Origin of the sequence: Bradyrhizobium rifense, from assembly GCF_008123425.1 — a bacterium.
Lineage (GTDB): Bacteria > Pseudomonadota > Alphaproteobacteria > Rhizobiales > Xanthobacteraceae > Bradyrhizobium > Bradyrhizobium rifense.
The window spans coordinates 39,141-58,520 of the sequence record NZ_VSSS01000072.1 but is presented as its reverse complement, the minus strand read 5'-3'; the positions used below and the strand labels follow the sequence as shown (position 1 = coordinate 58,520).

Annotated in this window: 14 protein-coding genes and 1 tRNA gene; 9 read left to right on the top strand and 6 right to left on the bottom strand. The window is 63.3% G+C overall.

Going from position 1 to position 19,380, the window contains the following annotated elements; all coding sequences use genetic code 11:
• Positions 1 to 36: 36 nt before the first annotated feature.
• Complete coding sequence (locus FXB40_RS40500) at positions 37 to 408, bottom strand: DUF3175 domain-containing protein (protein ID WP_148777863.1); 372 nt, start codon at positions 406 to 408, stop codon at positions 37 to 39.
• A 129-nt stretch (positions 409 to 537) separates the two neighbouring features.
• Here FXB40_RS40500 and FXB40_RS40495 point away from each other — a divergent pair, with 129 nt between their 5' ends.
• From FXB40_RS40495 to FXB40_RS40485, 3 genes are all read left to right on the top strand, one after another.
• A complete protein-coding gene (locus tag FXB40_RS40495) occupies positions 538 to 2,025 on the top strand; it encodes an MFS transporter (protein WP_148777862.1) in 1,488 nt (495 codons plus the stop codon).
• A 4-nt stretch (positions 2,026 to 2,029) separates the two neighbouring features.
• Positions 2,030 to 2,851 (top strand): trehalose-phosphatase, encoded by an 822-nt coding sequence (gene otsB / locus FXB40_RS40490; protein WP_148777861.1) that lies wholly within the window; start codon positions 2,030 to 2,032, stop codon positions 2,849 to 2,851.
• 237 nt (positions 2,852 to 3,088) lie between these two features.
• Entirely contained in the window at positions 3,089 to 4,552 is a 1,464-nt protein-coding gene (locus FXB40_RS40485) for a trehalose-6-phosphate synthase (RefSeq protein ID WP_187437481.1), read from the top strand.
• 42 nt (positions 4,553 to 4,594) lie between these two features.
• Here FXB40_RS40485 and FXB40_RS40480 read toward each other — a convergent pair whose 3' ends face one another.
• A complete protein-coding gene (locus FXB40_RS40480; protein ID WP_148777859.1) occupies positions 4,595 to 4,936 on the bottom strand; it encodes a hypothetical protein in 342 nt (113 codons plus the stop codon).
• Positions 4,937 to 5,132: 196 nt separating this feature from the next.
• On the opposite strand from FXB40_RS40480, the gene FXB40_RS40475 reads away from it, so the two are divergent.
• Positions 5,133 to 5,222, top strand: a tRNA-Ser gene (locus tag FXB40_RS40475).
• A 147-nt stretch (positions 5,223 to 5,369) separates the two neighbouring features.
• Here FXB40_RS40475 and FXB40_RS40470 read toward each other — a convergent pair.
• Together FXB40_RS40470 and FXB40_RS40465 are read right to left on the bottom strand one after the other, a co-directional pair.
• Positions 5,370 to 8,999 (bottom strand): beta strand repeat-containing protein, encoded by a 3,630-nt coding sequence (locus tag FXB40_RS40470; RefSeq protein ID WP_148777858.1) that lies wholly within the window; start codon positions 8,997 to 8,999, stop codon positions 5,370 to 5,372.
• A gap of 331 nt (positions 9,000 to 9,330) precedes the next feature.
• On the bottom strand, positions 9,331 to 10,284 hold the full coding sequence (locus tag FXB40_RS40465) for a LysR family transcriptional regulator (RefSeq protein WP_148777857.1): 954 nt from the start codon (positions 10,282 to 10,284) through the stop codon (positions 9,331 to 9,333).
• Between the two features lie 99 nt (positions 10,285 to 10,383).
• Between FXB40_RS40465 and FXB40_RS40460 the strand changes: the two genes are divergently transcribed.
• Both FXB40_RS40460 and FXB40_RS40455 read left to right on the top strand, forming a co-directional pair.
• Positions 10,384 to 11,565 carry an MFS transporter gene (locus FXB40_RS40460; protein WP_148777856.1) on the top strand — a complete coding sequence of 394 codons (1,182 nt, stop codon included), beginning with the start codon at positions 10,384 to 10,386 and terminating at the stop codon, positions 11,563 to 11,565.
• An 11-nt stretch (positions 11,566 to 11,576) separates the two neighbouring features.
• Positions 11,577 to 12,611 (top strand): aldo/keto reductase, encoded by a 1,035-nt coding sequence (locus FXB40_RS40455; RefSeq protein ID WP_148777855.1) that lies wholly within the window; start codon positions 11,577 to 11,579, stop codon positions 12,609 to 12,611.
• Between the two features lie 24 nt (positions 12,612 to 12,635).
• Here the strand turns inward: FXB40_RS40455 and FXB40_RS40450 are convergent, their stop codons facing one another.
• Positions 12,636 to 14,246, bottom strand: coding sequence for an amidohydrolase family protein (locus tag FXB40_RS40450; protein ID WP_148777854.1), 1,611 nt, complete (start codon positions 14,244 to 14,246; stop codon positions 12,636 to 12,638).
• Positions 14,243 to 15,061, bottom strand: coding sequence for a uracil-DNA glycosylase family protein (locus tag FXB40_RS40445; protein WP_148777853.1), 819 nt, complete (start codon positions 15,059 to 15,061; stop codon positions 14,243 to 14,245). Before FXB40_RS40445 ends, FXB40_RS40450 begins: the two co-directional genes overlap by 4 nt.
• A 250-nt stretch (positions 15,062 to 15,311) precedes the next feature.
• On the opposite strand from FXB40_RS40445, the gene FXB40_RS40440 reads away from it, so the two are divergent.
• The 3 genes from FXB40_RS40440 (at position 15,312) to FXB40_RS40430 (ending at position 19,369) form a co-directional block, all read left to right on the top strand.
• Positions 15,312 to 16,886 carry an amidase family protein gene (locus tag FXB40_RS40440; RefSeq protein WP_148777852.1) on the top strand — a complete coding sequence of 525 codons (1,575 nt, stop codon included), beginning with the start codon at positions 15,312 to 15,314 and terminating at the stop codon, positions 16,884 to 16,886.
• Positions 16,887 to 16,957: 71 nt separating this feature from the next.
• The gene (locus FXB40_RS40435) at positions 16,958 to 17,890 is read left to right on the top strand and encodes a glutathione S-transferase family protein (RefSeq protein ID WP_148777851.1); all 933 of its coding nucleotides are present in this window, start codon (positions 16,958 to 16,960) and stop codon (positions 17,888 to 17,890) included.
• A gap of 177 nt (positions 17,891 to 18,067) precedes the next feature.
• Positions 18,068 to 19,369: an O-acetylhomoserine aminocarboxypropyltransferase/cysteine synthase family protein gene (locus FXB40_RS40430; RefSeq protein WP_148777850.1), complete on the top strand. Its 1,302-nt coding sequence runs from the start codon at positions 18,068 to 18,070 to the stop codon at positions 19,367 to 19,369.
• The last annotated feature ends 11 nt before the right edge of the window (positions 19,370 to 19,380 follow it).

Here is a 19,380-nt window from a genome sequence, read left to right as displayed (position 1 = left end):
AGATGTGTATAAGAGACAGTCCGGGCGGCGTAAGGATCACTCCCTCCCGAACGCCCGTTTCAGCTCCACCTTCGCCTTCTCGAGCCGTTCGCACCGCGCCTTCGGCAACGTCTTGCCGGCGCGGTTGATATAGAACGTCAACATCGATAGCGCCGAGCGATAGGCTCCGGTCTTGCGGCGAGTGCTGTGCTCGGCGGAACGCTTCAGCGAGGCCGCGATCCGCTTCGGGCTCGTGAGCGTGAACACGCCGCGCTTGAGATCGAGCGCGTCGCTTTCCTTTGTCACGCGCTGTGACCAGCGTTTTGGCGCGGCGCGCTTGGCGCTCTTGCGCGCGGTTGAGCGTCTCGCGCTGGCTGTCTTGCGTGCGGCCGTTTTGCGCGAATGTGTCGTCTTTCTGACATGAGCCATGCGTGAACTCCTTGCGGCTCCAGCGGAAACGGCCGGCATTCGCTGCCGTTCCTAAGGGAACCTGCTCTTGCCGCAGACGTTGTCGCAGCTGGCAGGCGAAATGCCGCACCCCCATGACCCAGCAACGCGATGGAATTGCAGCAGAGCCGAGCGCTGAATGATGGACCTGCAGTCTCGACGGCGGCCGCGAGCGATCGCATCGTCGAGACCAGCATTCCCGCGCGGCTCGATGCGCTGCCCTGGAGCGGCTTTCACACCCGTGTGGTGCTGGCGCTTGGGATCACCTGGATCCTCGACGGGCTCGAGGTGACGCTGGCCGGCGCGCTCTCGGGTGCGCTGAAGCAGAGCCCGACATTGCACTTCTCCAACCTCGATCTCGGCGTTGCCAACTCGGCTTACCTCGCCGGCGCCGTGCTCGGCGCGCTCGGCTTCGGCTGGCTGACCGATCGTATCGGCCGGAAAAAACTGTTCTTCATCACGCTCGCGCTCTACCTCTCCGCGACGGCCGCGACCGCGCTGTCGTGGAATATCGCAAGCTACGCGCTGTTCCGCTTCCTGACCGGCGCCGGCATCGGCGGCGAATACACCGCGATCAACTCGACCATCCAGGAACTGGTGCCGGCGCGCTACCGCGGCTGGACTGATCTGGTCATCAACGGCAGTTTCTGGATCGGCGCGGCGATGGGCGCGGTTGCCGCCATCGTGCTGCTTGATCCCGCGGTGATCGGCCCCGATCTCGGCTGGCGTCTTGCCTATCTCATCGGCGCGACCGTCGGTCTCGTCGTGCTGTTGATGCGGATGTGGATCCCGGAAAGCCCACGCTGGCTGATGATCCATGGCCATCCTGACCAGGCGCACGCGATCGTCGACGACATCGAGCGTTCGGTGATCGGGCATGATCAGGATGCGAGCGATCGCCGCTTCGCTAAAATGCGCCTGAAGATGCGCGATCACACCCCGATCAGCGAAGTCGTGCACACGCTGTTCGTCACCTATCGCCAGCGTTCGATGGTCGGCCTGGTGCTGATGGTCGCGCAGGCCTTCTTCTACAACGCGATCTTCTTCACTTTTGCACTGGTGCTGACCGACTTCTACGGCATCAGCGCCGATCACGTCGGCTGGTACCTGCTGCCGTTCGCGGCCGGCAACTTCCTCGGTCCGCTTCTGCTCGGCCGTCTGTTCGATACGCTCGGCCGCCGCACCATGATCATGTTCACCTATGGTGTCTCGGGCCTGCTGCTGGCGGTGTCAGGCTATCTCTTCTCGATCGGCGCGCTCAGCGCGCAGGGGCAGACCATCGCCTGGATGGTGATCTTCTTCTTTGCCTCGCCTGCGGCGAGCGCCGCCTATCTCACGGTGAGCGAAACCTTCCCGCTCGAAGTTCGCGCGCTGGCGATCGCAGTGTTCTATGCGGTGGGCACCGGCATCGGCGGCGTCGCGGGCCCCGCCCTGTTCGGCGTGCTGATCGACACGGGATCCCGCAACAGCGTGTTCGCCGGTTATTTGCTGGGAGCTGCCCTGATGATCGCGGCTGCGATCGTGGCGTGGCGCTACGCCATTTCCGCGGAACGCAAATCGCTCGAAGAAATCGCCCGGCCGCTGGCTTCTATGGAGTAGACTTATGAAATCGGAACTCGCTGAACTGGATCAGAAGCGCGCCATGCCGGATGAAGAAGCGCCTGACGCCGTGCCTGTGCCGCATGCACTCGTGCCGCATCTCGGCGAAACCGCGATCCTGCTCGACATCGACGGCACGCTGCTCGACCTGATGCCGACGCCGCGCGAGGTGTGGGTGCCGCCGGGCTTGTCGGAGACGCTGAAGCAGCTAACGGAGCGCACCTCGGGCGCGCTGGCCATGGTCAGCGGCCGTTCGCTCAACGACATCGATCTGATCTTCGCGCCCGATGTGTTTCGCGCCGTCGCCGGTCACGGCGCGGAGATGCGGCTGTCGATGGACAACGAAGCCGACGACGTGCACGCCCCGCCAATGGACAAGGAGCTGAAGCGGCGGCTGGCCGCGATCGCAAAGCTCAGCCCCGGCATTCTGCTCGAAGACAAGGGCTATTCGCTGGCGCTGCATTATCGGCTGGCGCCGCATGCGGAAAAGGCGATCTATGAAGCGGTCTCGCTGATCCGGGCCGATCTGCCCAATGCGCCGATCGAAATTTTGCCGGGCAAGTTCGTTTGCGAGATCAAGCATTCCGGTTTCACCAAGGCGACCGGCGTGCGCGAGCTGATGAAGCACGAGCCCTTTAGGGGGCGCCGCCCGATCTTCATCGGCGACGACGTCACCGATGAAACCGTGTTTGCGATCATGCCCGACATGAACGGGCTCTCCTTCTCGGTCGGCCGCCGGGCGATCGGCGTCAACGGTCACTTCGATGCGCCGAACGATGTGCGTGCGTTCCTCGCGCGCCTGCTCGACGATACAAGGTTGGAATAAGGCAGCGTCATCGCAGAGCCACATTGTCCCTCGCGTTGGTTCCGTTGCGCGCGTCATTCGCGCGGCCATCTCCGTCACGAAAGCTGTCTTTGTTGAATGAAATCGCCGGGTTCCCTCAAGGGAAAACAGGTTCCAACGCGCGCGCCCGATTTTGGTTTCAATCCGAAGAAATGATGACAGGAACCATATTGATGAACATCAGTTAAACAGCGTGGAATGAACAGGAGGGGACGACCTGTGAAATTAGTCGTCGTTTCGAATCGAGTTGCGCGCGGTAAACCCAACGAGCCCATGACGGGCGGCCTCGCTGCGGCATTGCTTCCGGTGGTGGAGCATTCGGGTGCCATCTGGGTGGGTTCCTCCGGCCGCGTGCGTGACGGCCATCAAAAGGAACCGTTCGCCGAGATCGAGGCACTGGGCTCTGGCGCGATTGCGACGCTGGATCTGCCGGCGGCGCATTACGGCGGCTATTACGAAGGTTTTGCCAATTCGGCGTTATGGCCGGCGCTGCATTCGCGCAGCGATTTGATCCGCGTCTCGCGCGACGACTATGTCAGCTATCGCGAGGTCAACGCGTTCATGGCGCGTGCCTTGATGCGCTTTCGCAAGCCGGAGACTGCGTTCTGGGTGCAGGATTATCATTTCCTCGCGCTCGGTGCGGAGCTGCGCGATCTCGGCGTCGATGATCCCATCGGCTTCTTCCTGCACACGCCGTGGCCGGTCGCTGCGGTGATGCAGGGCGTACCCAATCATCGTGAGCTGATCACGGCGATGCTGGCCTATGACCTGCTCGGTTTCCAGACCGACGAGGATTGTCAGAATTTCCTCGGCTATGCCGGCGGCGAGCTCGGCCTCGTTGTCGAGGACGGCGTGGTGCTTTCGCAGCACGGACGGACGCGCTGCGAAGTGTTTCCGATCGGCATCGACGCGGAGAAGTTCGCAGCCTATGCCGCGAAGTCGGTCTCACATCCGGACGTCTCGCGTCTGCGCCGCAGCCTGAACGGCGAGCGGCTCGCGATCGGCGTCGACCGGCTCGATTATTCGAAGGGACTCGTCAACCGCATCAGCGCGTTCGATCGGCTCTGGACCGATCAGCCGCAGTTTGCGCGCAGCATCTCGCTGCTGCAGATCGCCAACCCGTCGCGTGGCGCGATCGAAGCGTATGGCAATCTCCAGAACGAGGTCGCGCGCCTCGTCACCGACGTCAACGGCCGCCATGGCGAGGTCGACTGGACGCCGATCCGCTATCTCAACAAGGGTTTTAGTCAGGCCGTGCTGGCAGGCCTCTATCGCACCGCGCAGATCGGCGTGGTGACGCCGCTGCATGACGGCATGAACCTTGTCGCCAAGGAATATGTCGCCGCGCAAAACCCGGCCGATCCAGGCGTGCTGGTGCTGTCGAAATTCGCCGGTGCCGCCAACGAGCTCGAGACCGCGCTGCTGGTCAATCCGCACGATATCGACGGCATGGCCCGGGCCATCGCGGTCGCCGCTGCGATGCCGCTCACCGAGCGCAAGATACGCTGGGACGCGATGATGAAGACGCTGCGCGGCCACACCATCCAGCAATGGTCGTCGGATTTCGTCGCCGAGCTGGAGAAGTGCCGTACCGAGAAAGTCGCGGCCGCCCCGCTCGCATCGCAGCCGCCGCAGGCGCTGCGCTGGCTGAAGTCGGCGATCTCGGGCGTGCGGTTGATCTGACTCTTTTCTCCCTCTCCCCGTTTCCACGGGGAGAGGCGAGCCTCAATAGCAATACGACACGCCATCGAGAATCGCGCACTGCCGCTTGTTTGGCGCGTTCGGATCGTCCATTGGCACCATGCCCTTGCCCTGGCCGACGAACACGCCGGGCCCGACATGCACCGAGCTTTTGTTGCCGATGATCACGCTCTGATGCGGGGTCGAGCTGGAGCGGGTACCGTCCGGCCAGAGGATGGCATCGCCCGAAAGCACGCCGCGCCGTCCATCCTCGCAGGTCACATCGACGCCCTGCCGGGTACAGGCCTGTGCGTTGGCCGACGCTGTCAAGGCGGCGCCAAGGGCCAGGATCAGGCTCAGTGCGGCAATGGTTTTGCAGATGGTCATGGCGTCCCCGGTCGTGTTTGGCGTCCTTGAGTGAATCGTCGCGCCAAACCCGCGACGGGTTCAGCCTGAGGTGGGTTCCGGGCGGTCTTGTGATGCGAGATATTCCCCCGCAAATACAACATGTTGCGGAAAATTCACCTGATTTATCCGCGATCCCTTGCAAAATCGCCGGCGCCCCTTCAAGAGAAGGCGCTCCGGAGAGATGGCCGAGTGGCTTAAGGCGCACGCTTGGAAAGCGTGTGTGCGGGAAACCGTACCGTGGGTTCGAATCCCACTCTCTCCGCCAGCCAACCAAGGTCATTCGCACTTCGATGTGGACAGGCCAAAGTCCAACGCTTTCGCGCGTTGGAGAACGCTTCTGGCCGGTCTGCCAAGCTTTCGATCATGCGAGCGAACCTGACTTTCGTGAAGCGCGTTGCAAACAAGCCTGGCTCTACACGATCACGAAGTTTGATGCGTGCAATTGGCTGATCGCGGTGTCGACGAAATCGAGAGACCCTGCGCTCGGAGCACTGCCCAGGGCAAGCAGGGTCCCGCCATGCCCATCGCTTCTCAGCGCGCTCATAATGTCGGCGACGGAGTGGTAATTGCCTGCGCCGTTCCCAAGATCGATGACGCCGAGCGGGTCGTTACCAAATCCGGAGATCGTGTCGAATTGGTTGCTGGAGTTGACAGAGACGGTCAGGCCCGAGCTGTGATCGCTGATGTTGACATGGGCAGCGCCATTGATGATCGCCTGATTGCCGAACCCGACAAAGTTGAACTGGTCTGATCCGCCATTGGCGGTCATGACGTCCAGGCCAATCTGGTTTGTCACATTTGCCGTGGAGCCGTTGAGCACCACGTGATTGGCGACCCCGCCAAGTGTGATCGTATCGTGGCCCGCGCCGGCAACGACGTTATCCGCTCCGTTGCCGGCGATGATCGTGTTTGTTCCCGAGCCGACGGTGATCTGGTTGACCATCCCGCCGAGATTCACGGTGTTGTTGCCATCGCCGAGAGTGACACTGTTGGCGCCGCCTCCGCCCGTGACGAGATCGTTGCCATTTCCAAGCACGACCGTGTTGCCAAATCCCGAGAGCGTGACCTGGTTGTTGCCGTTGCCAGCCGTCGTTGTGCTCGCGCCGTCACCCGGATGGACAATATTGTTGCCGTTGCCCAACGTGATGATGTTCCCGTATCCGCCGGCGTCGATGGTGTCGTTGCCATTGCCGAGCGTCATCATGGTGGCGCCAGTCGATCCCGTCACGGTGACATTGCCGTCGCCACCGGTTACGCGGTTGCCGAACCCCTCCAGATGGACGGTGCTGTCGCCGCTCGGCACATCGACTGTGCCGTATAGTCCGGCGTAGATCGTGTCGTTCCCGCCGTTGCTGTGGATGATATTGAACATGCCATAGGCGTGGATGATGTCGTTGCCCGTCGTGCCCTCAATGGTCGCATAACCGGATGCCGGGCCGTTGATCGTCGTGGGACCGGCTTGATGTGTGTCTATGACGGACGTGTGGGCGTCGCTGACCGTCAAGCCCACGCTGCTGGTGTCGCTCAGAGTGAACGTGGTCGTTGCGCTGCCGTCTCCGTGCGGCGAGGCCACAAAGGTGAGGGCGTGCAGTTCGGCGGTCAGCTTGTCAGCGCTGGTCGCTGCAAGTTCGTAGATTCCGTTTCCAAGAGAGATCAGTCCTGTCCCGGACAGAATGCCGGCCGCGCCCGCAAGCGTGATGATGAGGCTATCCGTTGCTCCTGCGTTTGGATCTGTGATCGTGACAGTCGCGAATGGATTGATCGCCGCTTCGTTGCTGGTCGTTTGTCCCGATATGGCTCCAGCGATGGAGGGCAGCGCCGCGGCTGTCAGCAGAATGCCGCCGGAGCCGTCTTTCGTGATGCCGAAACGCGTAACCGAAGTATCCGCCAGTGTGAAAGTCTCGCTGGCCGTACCGCTGCTGACCGTGAGTGTCGAGCCGGATACAGTCGCCGTTGCGCCGCTGGTATAGGACAGCCCGGAAAGATCAATCTGGTCACCGAGCGAGATGCCCTTGACCTGGCTTGCAAAGGTCGATGAGCCCGAAGTCAGCTTCTGCTCGATCTTGAGTGTGCCTTGGCCGGAGAAGGTGATTGCGTCGTCGGACACCGCGCCCGCCTTGAGATCAAGCGTACCGCCGCCGATCGTGGTCGCGCCGACAATGCCACCCGCTTCGACGAGTTCTATCGCGCCAAGATGAATTGTCGACGCGTTCGCGGTGCCCTGATCAAGCACGTCAAGCGTGCCGCCGTTGAGGGTCGTCGAGGTGAGGATGCCGCTGTTGGAGACGGAGAGGCTTCCTGAATTGAGGATTGTTCCGCTCGCCGCGCTGGCGTCGACCGCCGGTACGCCTGGGTTGTTCGTGGGGTCCGCAATGGATCCCGAAACCGTCATCACACCGCCATTGATGGTGGCGTTCTTGGCGATCCCTGCCCCGGTCACGTGCAACTGGCCGCCGCTGCCGACAACGGCCGAATCGATTTCGCTTCTGATGACGGCACCGTATGGGCCTCCCGGAGGATAATAGATCGTCTCTCCCGAAGCATTGATGACTCCGCCCGATTTAACGATGGTGCCGCCGGCAAAGCCCCCATTGGTGAGATTCTGGACACCGCCGGCATTGACGGTGGTTGACGTCACGTAGCCAGTGTCGACGTCCTGCTCGCCGCCATTATTGACGGTGGTGTGATCCGCCCGCCCTGGACCCGGCATATCGTGCATATAGATGCCGGTGACGCGCTGAATGCCGCCGGTATTGATCGTGGTGTAGCTCGCGGTGGAGGCTAGCCCGACATCCTGTTCGCCGCCATTGATAACGGTGTTAGTCGCGGTGCCGCCTAAGTCGGCGAGGCCTACGATTTGCTGGCCACCAGTTGATATCGTGGTGTTCGTGGCTGTGCCGTACACCTTGAAAAACATGCCGTTCGATACGGTGAAGCCGTTCGCCGTGTAACCGTAGTCGGCAACAAGCGTTGCGCCACTCTGGAATGTGGTATTGGATTGCGTGGAGCCGGCTTCAAGGATGAGCGTTGCGCCTGCGGAGACTGTGCTGTTGTTGAGAACACCACCGTCCAAAACCTGCAGCGTCATGCTGTTCGCAGCAGTAAATCCGTTCTCAATCGTACCGCCGCCGATCTCGAGAATGCTGTTGGCGTTGAACACTGTCCCCGAAAAATCGGCGTTACCGAGGACGATGAGAGCTCCGTACTGATTGACGGTCGTGTTAGTCGCCGTCGCGCCGGCGGACAGCTGAATCGTTCCGCCATCGATGATCGTGCCGGTCGCGGTGCCACCTGCATTCACATTCAGCGTGCCGAAAATCTGGAGTATCGTCCCGGAAACCAGCGCTCCGTTCGATACCGTCAACGTTCCAAAATCCTTGACCGTGGTGCCGGTCGCCGTGCTGGCGTCGACGGCCGGCTGGCCGGGAACGTTGGCGAACGGATCCGGTATCGATCCCGAGACGGTCATGACGCCGCCATTGACGATGGTGTTCACTGCGGTCCCGCCGCCGGTGACGTCGAATTCGCCCTGGTCGTTGATGGTTGCCGCGGTCGCCACGCTTTGGATAACCGGCGGCGGATACACGGGCGCCGTTTCTATCGTTTCACCCGAAACTTTGAGGACACCGCCGGAATTGACGATCGTGCCGCTGGCGCTGCCACCATTCGTCACATTCTGCACGCCGCCGGAATTGACCGTCGTCGTCGTTGCGGTGCCGGTGTCAATGTCCTGCTCGCCGCCGCCATTGATCGTGGTGTGATCAACCGCGCCGGGCGTTGGGCCTTCGTGGACAAATTCGCCAGTTACGCGCTGGATTCCGCCCTGGTTGATAGTTGTGTAGCTGGCGACGCCATCAAGGATAACGTCCTGTTCCCCGCCAGCGATGACAGTGTGGGTTGCCGTGCTTGTTGAAAAAGATCCGCCGACCGTCTGCAAGCCACCAGTTTCGATCGTCGTGCTATCGACCGAAGCGCCGTAACTGACATCCATCGTGTCGCCGTTGTGGATCGTCACGCCACTGGCGGGAGGAATAACCGTCATATGAATGCTCCGCGTTCGGTGCCTGGAAAGTCAAACGAGCAAAGCAAAATCATTCGATGGGTTATTCAACCTAAAACTGCGATGGCTGAGAATGCCTGTCAAGCAGATGCTATTCTTGAACGAAGTTGTGAACGGTTGCTCGCGCGATTCCTGCTGTCGAAAATCGTGACGTGTACACGCAATGCATATTGCCGGATGAATTTATCGACAGCGTGACGAAAATTGCGGCGGTCGCGCGTTCTCGAGATTGCGCGAAAACTTTTGCCTCAGATCGTGGCGCGTCGAAAGTTCCATCGTCGTCGAAGCCCTTTGCTCTCTCGCCCCATTTGCCTCATCCCACCAATTTCCACTCCCCATCCTGCGCACGCTTCAACGCCGGGTCGTTCACCCGCACGTGTTCAGCCAGAAAATCGATGAAGGCGCGCACGCGCGCGGGCAGCGGCGCTGTGTGGCCGACATAGACGGCATGGATGTCTTCGCGGTCGCCGGGATTGTAGCTTTGAAGAACCGGAACAAGATGTCCGGCTTCGATGTCGGGGCCGATGTGGAAGAGGGCGAGACGGGCAAGGCCAACGCCGCCGAGCGCAAGGCGGCGGGCTATCTCGCCATCGCTGGCGCGCGCGGCCGGCGGCGGCACCGCCTCCTCGGTGCGGTCGCCGCGCTTGAATGGCCAGCCGCGGATCGAGCGCGGAAAGGTCCAGCCGATGCCGCGATGGTCGGCGAGATCCGCCGGTGTCCTCGGTGTGCCCGCGCGGGCCAGATAATCCGGTGCGCCGACCACGACCATGCGGCTGGTGCCGAGTTTTCGCGCGACGAGGCGTGAGGCGCGCAGGGGGCCGACGCGGATGGCGACATCGGCGCGCTCCTGCATCAGGTCGATCAGCGTGTCGGTCAGCACCAGGTCGAGCGTGACGTCGGGGTGCTCTCTGAGAAAGCGCGGGATCAGCGGCATCAGGTGCAGCATGCCGAAGGGGATGTTGCTGTTGACCGTGAGCCGGCCGCGCGGCGTGGCGCCGGATGCCGCTTCGCGTTCGGCTTCCTCCATCTCGCCGAGGATGCGCACGGCGCGCTGGTAGAAGGTCTGGCCTTCCTCCGTCAGCGTCAGCTTGCGCGTGGTGCGGTTGATCAGTCGCGAGCCGAGCCGCGCCTCCAGCCGCGAGATCAGCTTGCTGACGCCCGACGGCGTCAGGCGCAGTTTTCGCGCGGCCTGGGTGAATCCGCCCAAGTCGACGACGCGGACGAAAACCTCCATCTCGGCGGAACGGTTGGTGTCGAAACGGGCCATGTTGAATTCACGTCACAAATGATTGGATTGCGGACATTCTAATGATTTTGCTGCGGCGCGGCTATCTGCGTGGCTCGTCTTCATCCATCGGAGCCACGCATGCCTCCCGCCGTCCTCGCGCTCACCGCCGGTGCCTTCGGCATCGGCACCACCGAATTCATCATCATGGGCCTGCTGCTCCAGGTCGCCGCCGACATGTATGTCTCCGTGCCGGTCGCGGGCCTGCTGATCTCCGGCTATGCGCTCGGCGTGTTCGTCGGCGCGCCCGTGCTGACGCTCGCGACCCGCCGGCTGCCGCGAAAGACCGTGCTGCTGGCGCTGATGGCGATCTTCACGCTCGGCAATGCAGCCTGCGCGCTCGCGCCGAACTACGAGCTCCTAATGGCGGCGCGCGTGCTGACCTCGCTGGCCCACGGTACCTTCTTCGGTGTCGGTTCGGTCGTTGCCACGAGTCTGGTTGCCGAGGACAAACGCGCCTCGGCGATATCGACCATGTTCATCGGCCTCACGGTCGCGACACTGCTCGGCGTTCCCTTCGGCGCCTGGTTCGGCCTGATGCTCGGCTGGCGCGCGGCGTTCTGGGCGGTGACGGTGATCGGCGTGATCGCCATTGCGGTGGTGGCAGCGCTCGTGCCCGGCCATGTCGGCAACGGCGACAAGCCGATCTCGCTTGCGGAGGAGATCGCGGTGCTTGGCCGGCCGCAGGTGCTGCTCGGCCTTGCCATGACCGTGTTCGGCTTTGCCGGCCTGTTCGTCGTCTTCACCTATGTCCAGCCGATCCTGACACGCTTCACCGGCTTTTCGGAGGCCGCTGTCTCGCCGATCCTGCTGGTGTTCGGCGTCGGACTTGCGATCGGCAATGTCGCCGGCGGCAAGCTCGCCGATCGTGGTCTCGCGCGTGCGCTGATCGGCACACTCGCCGCGCTCGCCATCGTGTTGCTTGGTCTCTCCGCCGTGCTGTCGGTCAAGATCCCCACCATTGGGCTGATCCTGCTGCTTGGCATCGCGGCGTTTGCGACGGTCGCGCCGCTGCAGCTTCGCGTGCTGGAAGCAGCCGGCCCGAGCGGCCGCACGCTCGCCTCGAGCCTCAACATCGCCGCGTTCAATCTCGGCAATGCGCTCGGTGCCTGGGCCGGCGGCGTCACCATCGATCGCGGGCTCGGCCTCTCCGCGCTGCCGCTGGTCGCGGCCGGAATCACGGCGATCGGACTCGTGCTGGCGCTGTGGAGCCTCCAACTCGACCGCAGGCAGGCCGCAGTCGCGGCGTGTCCGGCGGAATAGGGGAGGAGCATATGGAATACCGCAATCTCGGCGCTTCCGGACTTAAAGTACCCGTTCTCAGCTTCGGCACCGGCACCTTCGGTGGCGAGGGCCCACTGTTCTCGGCCTGGGGCCGCAGTGGCACTGACGAGGCACGCCGGCTGGTCGACATCTGCCTCGAGGCCGGCGTCAATCTGTTCGACAGCGCCGACGTCTATTCGAACGGCGCCTCCGAGCAGATTCTCGGCGCAGCCATCAAGGGCCGGCGCGACAAGGTGCTGATCTCGACCAAGATGAGCCTGCCGATGGGCGACGGCCCGCTCGATGCCGGTTCGTCGCGGCATCGGCTGCTCTCGTCCATCGAGGCGGCACTGCGACGGCTTGGTACCGACTATATCGATCTGCTCCAGCTCCATGCCTTCGACGCCTTCACGCCGATCGAGGAAGTGCTGTCCACGCTCGACACGCTCGTGCGCGCCGGCAAGCTGCGCTATGTCGGCGTCTCCAATTTCGCCGGCTGGCAGTTGATGAAGTCGCTCGCGATCGCCGATCGTCACGGCTGGCCGCGCTATGTCGCGCATCAGGTCTATTACTCGCTGCTCGGCCGCGATTATGAGTGGGAGCTGATGCCGCTCGCGCGCGACCAGGGCGTTGGCGCGCTCATCTGGAGCCCGCTCGGCTGGGGCCGGCTCACCGGCAAGATCCGGCGCGATCAGCCCCTGCCGCAAAACAGCCGCCTGCATGCGACGGCGCAGTTCGGTCCGCCCGTGGACGAGCAGCGGCTCTATGCCATCGTCGATGTGCTCGACGCGATTGCGATCGAGACCGGCCACACCGTGCCGCAGGTCGCGATCGCCTGGCTGTTGTCGCGCCCAACGGTATCGTCCGTGATCATCGGCGCCCGCGACGAGGCGCAGTTGCGCGACAATCTCGGCGCGGTCGGCTGGTCGCTGAGCGTGGATCAGCTCAAGCGCCTCGACGAGGTCAGCGCGGTGATGCCGCCCTATCCCTATTATCCCTATCGCATCCAGGACGGATTTGCGCGGCTGAACCCGCCGCCGGTATGAGCGGCGGCGGCCGTCGCAAAACAACTAATAAAAAGCGGCGATTGCGGCGCCTATTCCCTGGGGAAGATTGGGTTCGCTCTTCAGCGTGTCCAGGAATACGGGATCGCCCGCCACAGTAAGGCCATCCAGCTTGATCGGATGCAGCGGCTCGGCGGCGGTCGCGACCGCCGCCAGATCCGGACCGGTCCGGACGCCGTTATATTCCAGCCGCGGGCGCAATTGGACGTTGTTGCCGAACTGTTCGTCCAGCGCGAGACGCCATCCGGTTCGCGATACCGTCCCGCTGGCGATCGCGTCACTCATGGCGAGGCTATGCGGTTGGAGCGTGCCGAGATTGCCGAGCGCGGCGCGGAGCCGGATCGTTGCCTCCGCCAGCGTGATCTTCTCGATCTCCGGATCCTGGTCGGGCGAGGTGAAGTCGATCACCCGAGCGCTGCTGCCGATCTTGAGCGCCTCGCCGCTTCCGCCCGCCTTTTGCATGATCGTCTTTGTTCCGTAGCGCGGTCGTCCGCCGATGGTAACCAGAACGATGTCCTGCTCGTGCGACTTGATCAGATGGCTGTAGGGATCGCCGGTGACGCCTTTCACGACCAGAAGGTCGGCGAACTTGCCACTGGCGATCGTTCCCAGCTTCGCCTCCCATTTGAGGATCGCGGCCGGATTGCGCGTCGCCATCGAGACGATCTCGTAGTCGCTGAAGCCAAGGTTGAAATGTGCGGACACGACTTTCGCCGCCTTCAGCTCGCCGAGCAGGTTCTTGCTGCCGGACGGCGACCAGTCCGAGCCGAGCGCGATGGTGAGACCGGCCGTCCGCGCAGCGACGACGTCGGTCGTCGTTCCATAGAGCAGCAGGTTGCTCAAGGGTGACCAGACGACCTTGGCACGGTTTTCGGCCATCGTTCCGAAGTCGGTCGCGTCGAGCGCCGTGCAATGAATGCCGGCCAGCGACGGTTCGATCGCCCAATCTCCCTCGGAATTGCGCAAGGCGAGGAAGTGGCTATGCGCCTTGGTATCGATGCCTTCGCTCAAGTGCAGCAGAAAGCACGACGACGATTTCAGCTCCTTGTCGAACTTCGCCCAGTCTTCGGCATCGATATCGGGAATCTTTGAGTGGGCGCGTGGAAGATCGGGAGGGCTCCCGATCTCGGCGGCGCGCAGTGCGCCCTTGTAGTATTTGTGAATCGTGCCGCTCCAGTTCGACAGCGTGATCCCCTGGCTCGTCGTGGTGCCTGCGACCATGCATTTGGCTTCGACATAGCGGACCAGGGCGGGCAGCAGCGAGCCGTCATCGGCAAGCGCGATCGCGCTCATCGGGCCGGTCACGGACGTCTTGTAGGATTTGGCATTCTGCCACTGATCGCGATTGCCGTAGAGCTGCGGCACCTGCCAGAGCGGCAATATGTTGTAGCTGAGGTGATTGTGCAGCTCGATCAGGCCGGGATAGATGGTGCCGCCGGTTGCGACCGGATTGATGGCCTCGAAGCCCGCCGGGGCCGACTGTCCCTTGGCCACGATCGCGGCGATGCGATTGTCTTCGATGAAGATCGTACCGCTCTTGATGACGTCGCCCTCGGCGGCCATCGTCACGATTCGCCCGCTCAGGGCCCACCGTTTCGGGCTTGCGGCCGGGCTCATGGGATCACCCCGTCGGGAATGGTGATCGTGATCGTGCGCCGCTTGGCTGCGGCGTCAGCGCCCTGGCGCACGGCCCATGGCGTGTCTCCGCGCATCCACGCCGGCAGTCCCGCCGGGAGATCCTTCGCGATGATGTCGAAGAGCTCGATCGGTTTGAAGGCGTCGCCATACGGCACAAGCGTCGTCGGCACGTCGGGATGCTGGATTTGTGGCGCGAGAACCGTGAGCGCGGCATTCCACTTGGTCAGCATGATCTTGGTATTCGCAGCCCGCGTCGCGTTATCATGGGCCGAGCTTTCCGGCCAGGTCGGGTGCGTGATGTGCTGATACGCAAGGGTCTTGTAGACTGCGCCGTCGGCGGTCTTGAGCCAGGCGTGCCAGGCCTCGTCCGCAAGGCTGCCAAGCGAGACGACGGCCTCGATGTTGCCGAGCCCCAGCACGGCCTTGAACCATTTGTTGCGATAGAGGACGATGCCCGGCTCGTTCTTGTGCTTGTTGCCGCCGCTCTGTCCGTAGACGCTGTACAGGAAGGTGTTCACCATCACGTAGCTCTGCGTGATGCCGAGCTTGGCGAGAAAGCCCTGAGCCCGGCGTCCCGCGGTGCCGACCAGGATCCGGCGTACGATGGTTTCGTGCTGGGCGGGATCCTGACCGACGACGAGCACGCGCGCCGATCCGTCGAGCCGGCCGCGGTGAAAGATCGGGCCCCATTCGATGCGGAAATCTTGGGGATCGTAGGTCTCGGCGCCCGGGTAGCTGGCGCACAGATCGCGAAATGGTTGCTGGTCGTATCCGCTATCGAATTCCACGAGCATGGCAAATGCTCCGATGTATCGCTGTCAAAATGGCTGCGTCAAAAGCTGGATCGCGTCGGCACAATCTTGGCGGTGGTTTGTTCCACCATTCAACCAGTATATGGGTCAGGAGAGTGGGGCCAAAGGTTCATGCGCGGCTCTCGCGCCGACCCGTGGCAGAGCGTCGCGGCGACGCGCCATGCAGAAACGCGCCTGTACACGCTCGCGTGACCTCCATAACCTCCGCCGCGCAATTTTTTGGAGATGCGACGTGGCGAAAAAGACGGCGAGCAAGAAGAAAAGTGTTGCAAGGAAAGTAACGAAGACCTCGAGCAAGACGAGCCCCGCCCGCATGGGCTCCGTTGCGAAAGCTGCGAAGATGACAGGCAAGAAGGCCGCGCCGCGCAAGTCGGCCACGGCGCTCCGTCCGAAGGGTCCGGTCTGGCAATGGTCCGCGGTCGACACCGCGTCCGCGATCCGCTCCGGCGCAATCTCCGCAGTGGAGACCGTCGAGGCGCATCTGGAGCGCATGCATGCGGTCAATCCCCGGCTGAATGCGGTTGTCGTCGATCTCGGCGAAGACGCGCTGAAGGCCGCGCATGCGGCCGACAAGCAGCGCGCCAAGGGCGGCGAGCTCGGCCTCCTGCACGGCGTGCCCATCACCATCAAGGAGAACGTCGACTTTGAAGGTCGGCCCAATTTCAACGGCGTTCCCGCCAACAAGGACCTCGTCGCGCCGTCGGATTCGCCGGTTGTGCGTAATCTGAAGAAGGCCGGCGCGATTGTGCTCGGCCTCACCAACACGCCGGAATTCTCGTTCCGCGGCTTCACCGACAATCCGCTGCACGGACTGACGCTCAATCCCTGGGACCCGAACATCACCTGCGGCGGCTCCTCGGGCGGTGCGGGGTCGGCGGTCGCCGCCGGCATAGGCACCATCGCGCATGGCAACGACATCGGAGGCTCCCTGCGCTGGCCGGCGCATTGTAACGGCGTTGCTACCATCAAGCCGACGCAGGGGCGCATCCCGGCCTTCAACGGAAGTGCCACCGCCGAACGGCCGATGCTGGCGCATCTGATGTCGGCGCAGGGACCGCTCGCCCGCCACGTCGGCGACGTCCGTCTTGCGCTGGAGGTGATGAGCCAGCGCGATCCGCGCGATCCCTGGTGGGTGCCGGCGCCGCTGACCGGGCCGAAGCCGAAGGGCCCGATCAAGGTCGCGCTGGCAAAAATCCCGGAAGACATGGCGGTCGATCCGGCGGTCGGCGCGGCGCTTCGCCAGGCCGCCGATCATTTGGAGCGCTCCGGCTATCGCGTCAGCGAGGTCGAGGTGCCCGACATCAACGGCGTCTGGCAGACCTGGTGCGACATCATCACCAACGAGACGGTGGTGATGCAGGAGGCCGGAATGTTGAAGGTCACGACGGAAGACTTCCACAAGGCGTGGGGTGGCATGAAGGCCAAGGCGAGCACGCTCGATCTCAAGGCCTGGATGCAGGCGACGGCCGCCCGCAATGGCCATATCCGTGCCTGGCAATTGTTCTTCGAGGAGTATCCGGTGGTGCTGGCGCCGACCACGGTGAAGCCGACGCCGGGGCCGCGTGACGACACGGTCAGTGCCGAACGCGTGCAGGAAATCTTCTGGGGCGAGATCCGCTTCATCTCGGCGATCAACGTGCTGGGGCTGCCCGGCGCCGTGGTGCCGGTGGCCGTGCACGACGGCAAGCCGATCGGCGTGCAGCTCATCGCGGGCCGCTATCGCGAGGATCTGGCGCTGGACGCTGCCGCCGCGATCGAGAAGCGCGCCGGCGTGCTGACCCACCGCCTCTGGGAGACGATGAAGTAGGGTGATAAAATCGGCGGCGTCCCTTCTCCCACACGGGAGAAGGGACTGACAAGAAATCGGAAGGATGAACCATGCCGAGCGATCTTCCCGTCATCCTGCATCATTTCGACGAGTCGCCATTCTCCGAGAAGATCCGCCTCATCTTCGGCCTGAAGCAGATCGCCTGGACCTCGGTCCGCATCTCCAGGATCATGCCGCGTCCGGATCTGATGCCGCTCACCGGCGGGTATCGGCGTACGCCGGTGATGCAGATCGGCGCGGACATCTATTGCGACACCCAGCGCATCATCCGCGAACTCGAGCACCGCTTTCCCGCGCCGACCCTGTTTCCCGGCGGAGGCGAGGGGCTCGCCTGGGCGAGCGCGATGTGGACCGACAAATCCTTCTTCCAGAATGCGGTGAACCTCGTGTTCGGCTCGCTCGCCGACAAGGTGCCGCAGAGCTTCATCGAGGATCGCGAGAAGCTGCGTGGCGCGAAATTCGACATCGCGGCGATGACGGCGGCGATCCCGCAGATGCGCGACCAGTATCGCGCTCATGTCGGCTGGATCGAGACGCAGCTTGCCGGAAGTCACCCTTGGCTCAGCGGCGCCGCGCCGGGTCTCGTCGACATCAATGCTTACATGAATGTCTGGTACGTACGCTCCAACCTGCCGGTCGCCGATCAGCTGCTGGCCGAATGTCCCAAAGTGCGCGCCTGGGAAGAACGCGTCCGTGCGATCGGTCATGGCACGCGGACCGAGATCTCGACCGCGGAGGCGCTCGAGATCGGTCGGGCAGCGACGCCGCAGACAGCAGAGGTAAACGACCCGCACGATCCGAACGGCCGCAAGGTCGGCGACCTCGTCGACGTCAGGCCGGACGATTACGGCAAGATCGCCGTGCGCGGACGGATCGTCTCGCTGTCAGCCCAGAGCATCGCCATTCGCCGCCACGACGATCTCGCAGGCGACATCGTCGCCCACTTTCCGCGCGCGGGATTTCTGGTGACACCAGTGGAGTAGTTAATCCAAATTGACTCAAATTTTAGCCAATTCACCAATAATCATTAGGGTTACTTCCTCGATCTCTAAGCGAATTATTGTCCGCTTTACCGCCCGCCTCTAACAGAGGGACGGCGGACAACGCACATGCCTCATACAGGCCAATAAGTGCGGCCCGCTCCACGCGGAGGTGGTACGATGCGCAACGAGACGATTGCTATCCACGCCGGCTACGAGCCCGAAGCCACCACGCACGCTGTTGCCGTGCCGATCTACCAGACCGCGGCCTATGCCTTCGACAGCGCCGATCATGGCGCGGCTCTCTTCAATCTCGAGGCCGAAGGTTTCCGTTACAGCCGTATCGCCAATCCGACCAGCGCGGTGCTGGAGAAGCGCATCGCCCAGCTCGAAGGCGGCGTCGGCGCGCTCGCGGTTGCGACCGGCCAGGCTGCGCTGCATTTCGCCTTCGTCAACGTCGCCGACCACGGCGGCAACATCGTCTCCGTGCCGCAGCTCTACGGCACCACCCACACGCTGCTCTCGCACATCCTGCCGCGGCAGGGCATCACCGGTCGCTTCGCCGAGAGCGACAAACCCGAGGCGATCGAGAAGCTGATCGACGAGAATACCCGTGCGGTGTTCGCCGAGACCATCGGCAATCCGGCCGGCAATGTCTGCGATATCGAGGCGCTGGCGAAGATCGCGCATGCCCATGGCGTGCCGCTGATCGTCGACAACACCGTCGCCACGCCCATCCTGCTCAAGCCGTTCGACTACGGCGCCGACATCGCCGTGCATTCGCTGACCAAGTTTTTGGGCGGCCACGGCACCACGCTTGGCGGCGCCATCGTCGATTCCGGAAATTTCCCCTGGGCCAAGCACGCCGATCGCTTCCCGGGCTACAACAAGCCGGATGCCTCCTATCATGGCCTCGTCTATGCCGAGCGCTTCGGCAAGACCGCCTATGTCGAGCGCGCGCGCAGCATCTATCAGCGCACCATGGGTTCGGTGCTGTCGCCGTTCAACGCCTTCCTGCTGCTCCAGGGCATCGAGACGGTGGCGCTGCGCATGGAGCGCCATTGCGAGAACGCCCGCAAGGTCGCCGAATTCCTGCGCAAAGATCCGCGCGTGGCCTGGGTCAACTACACCGGATTCCCGGACAGCCCCTATTATCCGCTGGTCCAGAAGTATCTCGACGGCAACGCCTCCTCGCTGTTCACCTTCGGCATCAAGGGCGGCATGGAGGCTGGCAAGAATTTCTATGATGCGCTGAAGCTGATCACGCGCCTCGTCAATATCGGCGATGCCAAGTCGCTGGCCTGCCATCCGGCTTCGACCACGCACCGGCAAATGTCGCCGGAGCAGCAGCGCACAGCCGGTGTGCTGCCGGAAGCGATCCGTCTCTCGATCGGCATCGAGCATGCCGCTGATATCATCGAGGACCTCGACCAGGCGCTGGAAAAGGCCTGTCCGGCCGCGCGTCTTCAGGCCGCGGAGTAGGCAATCGGGCC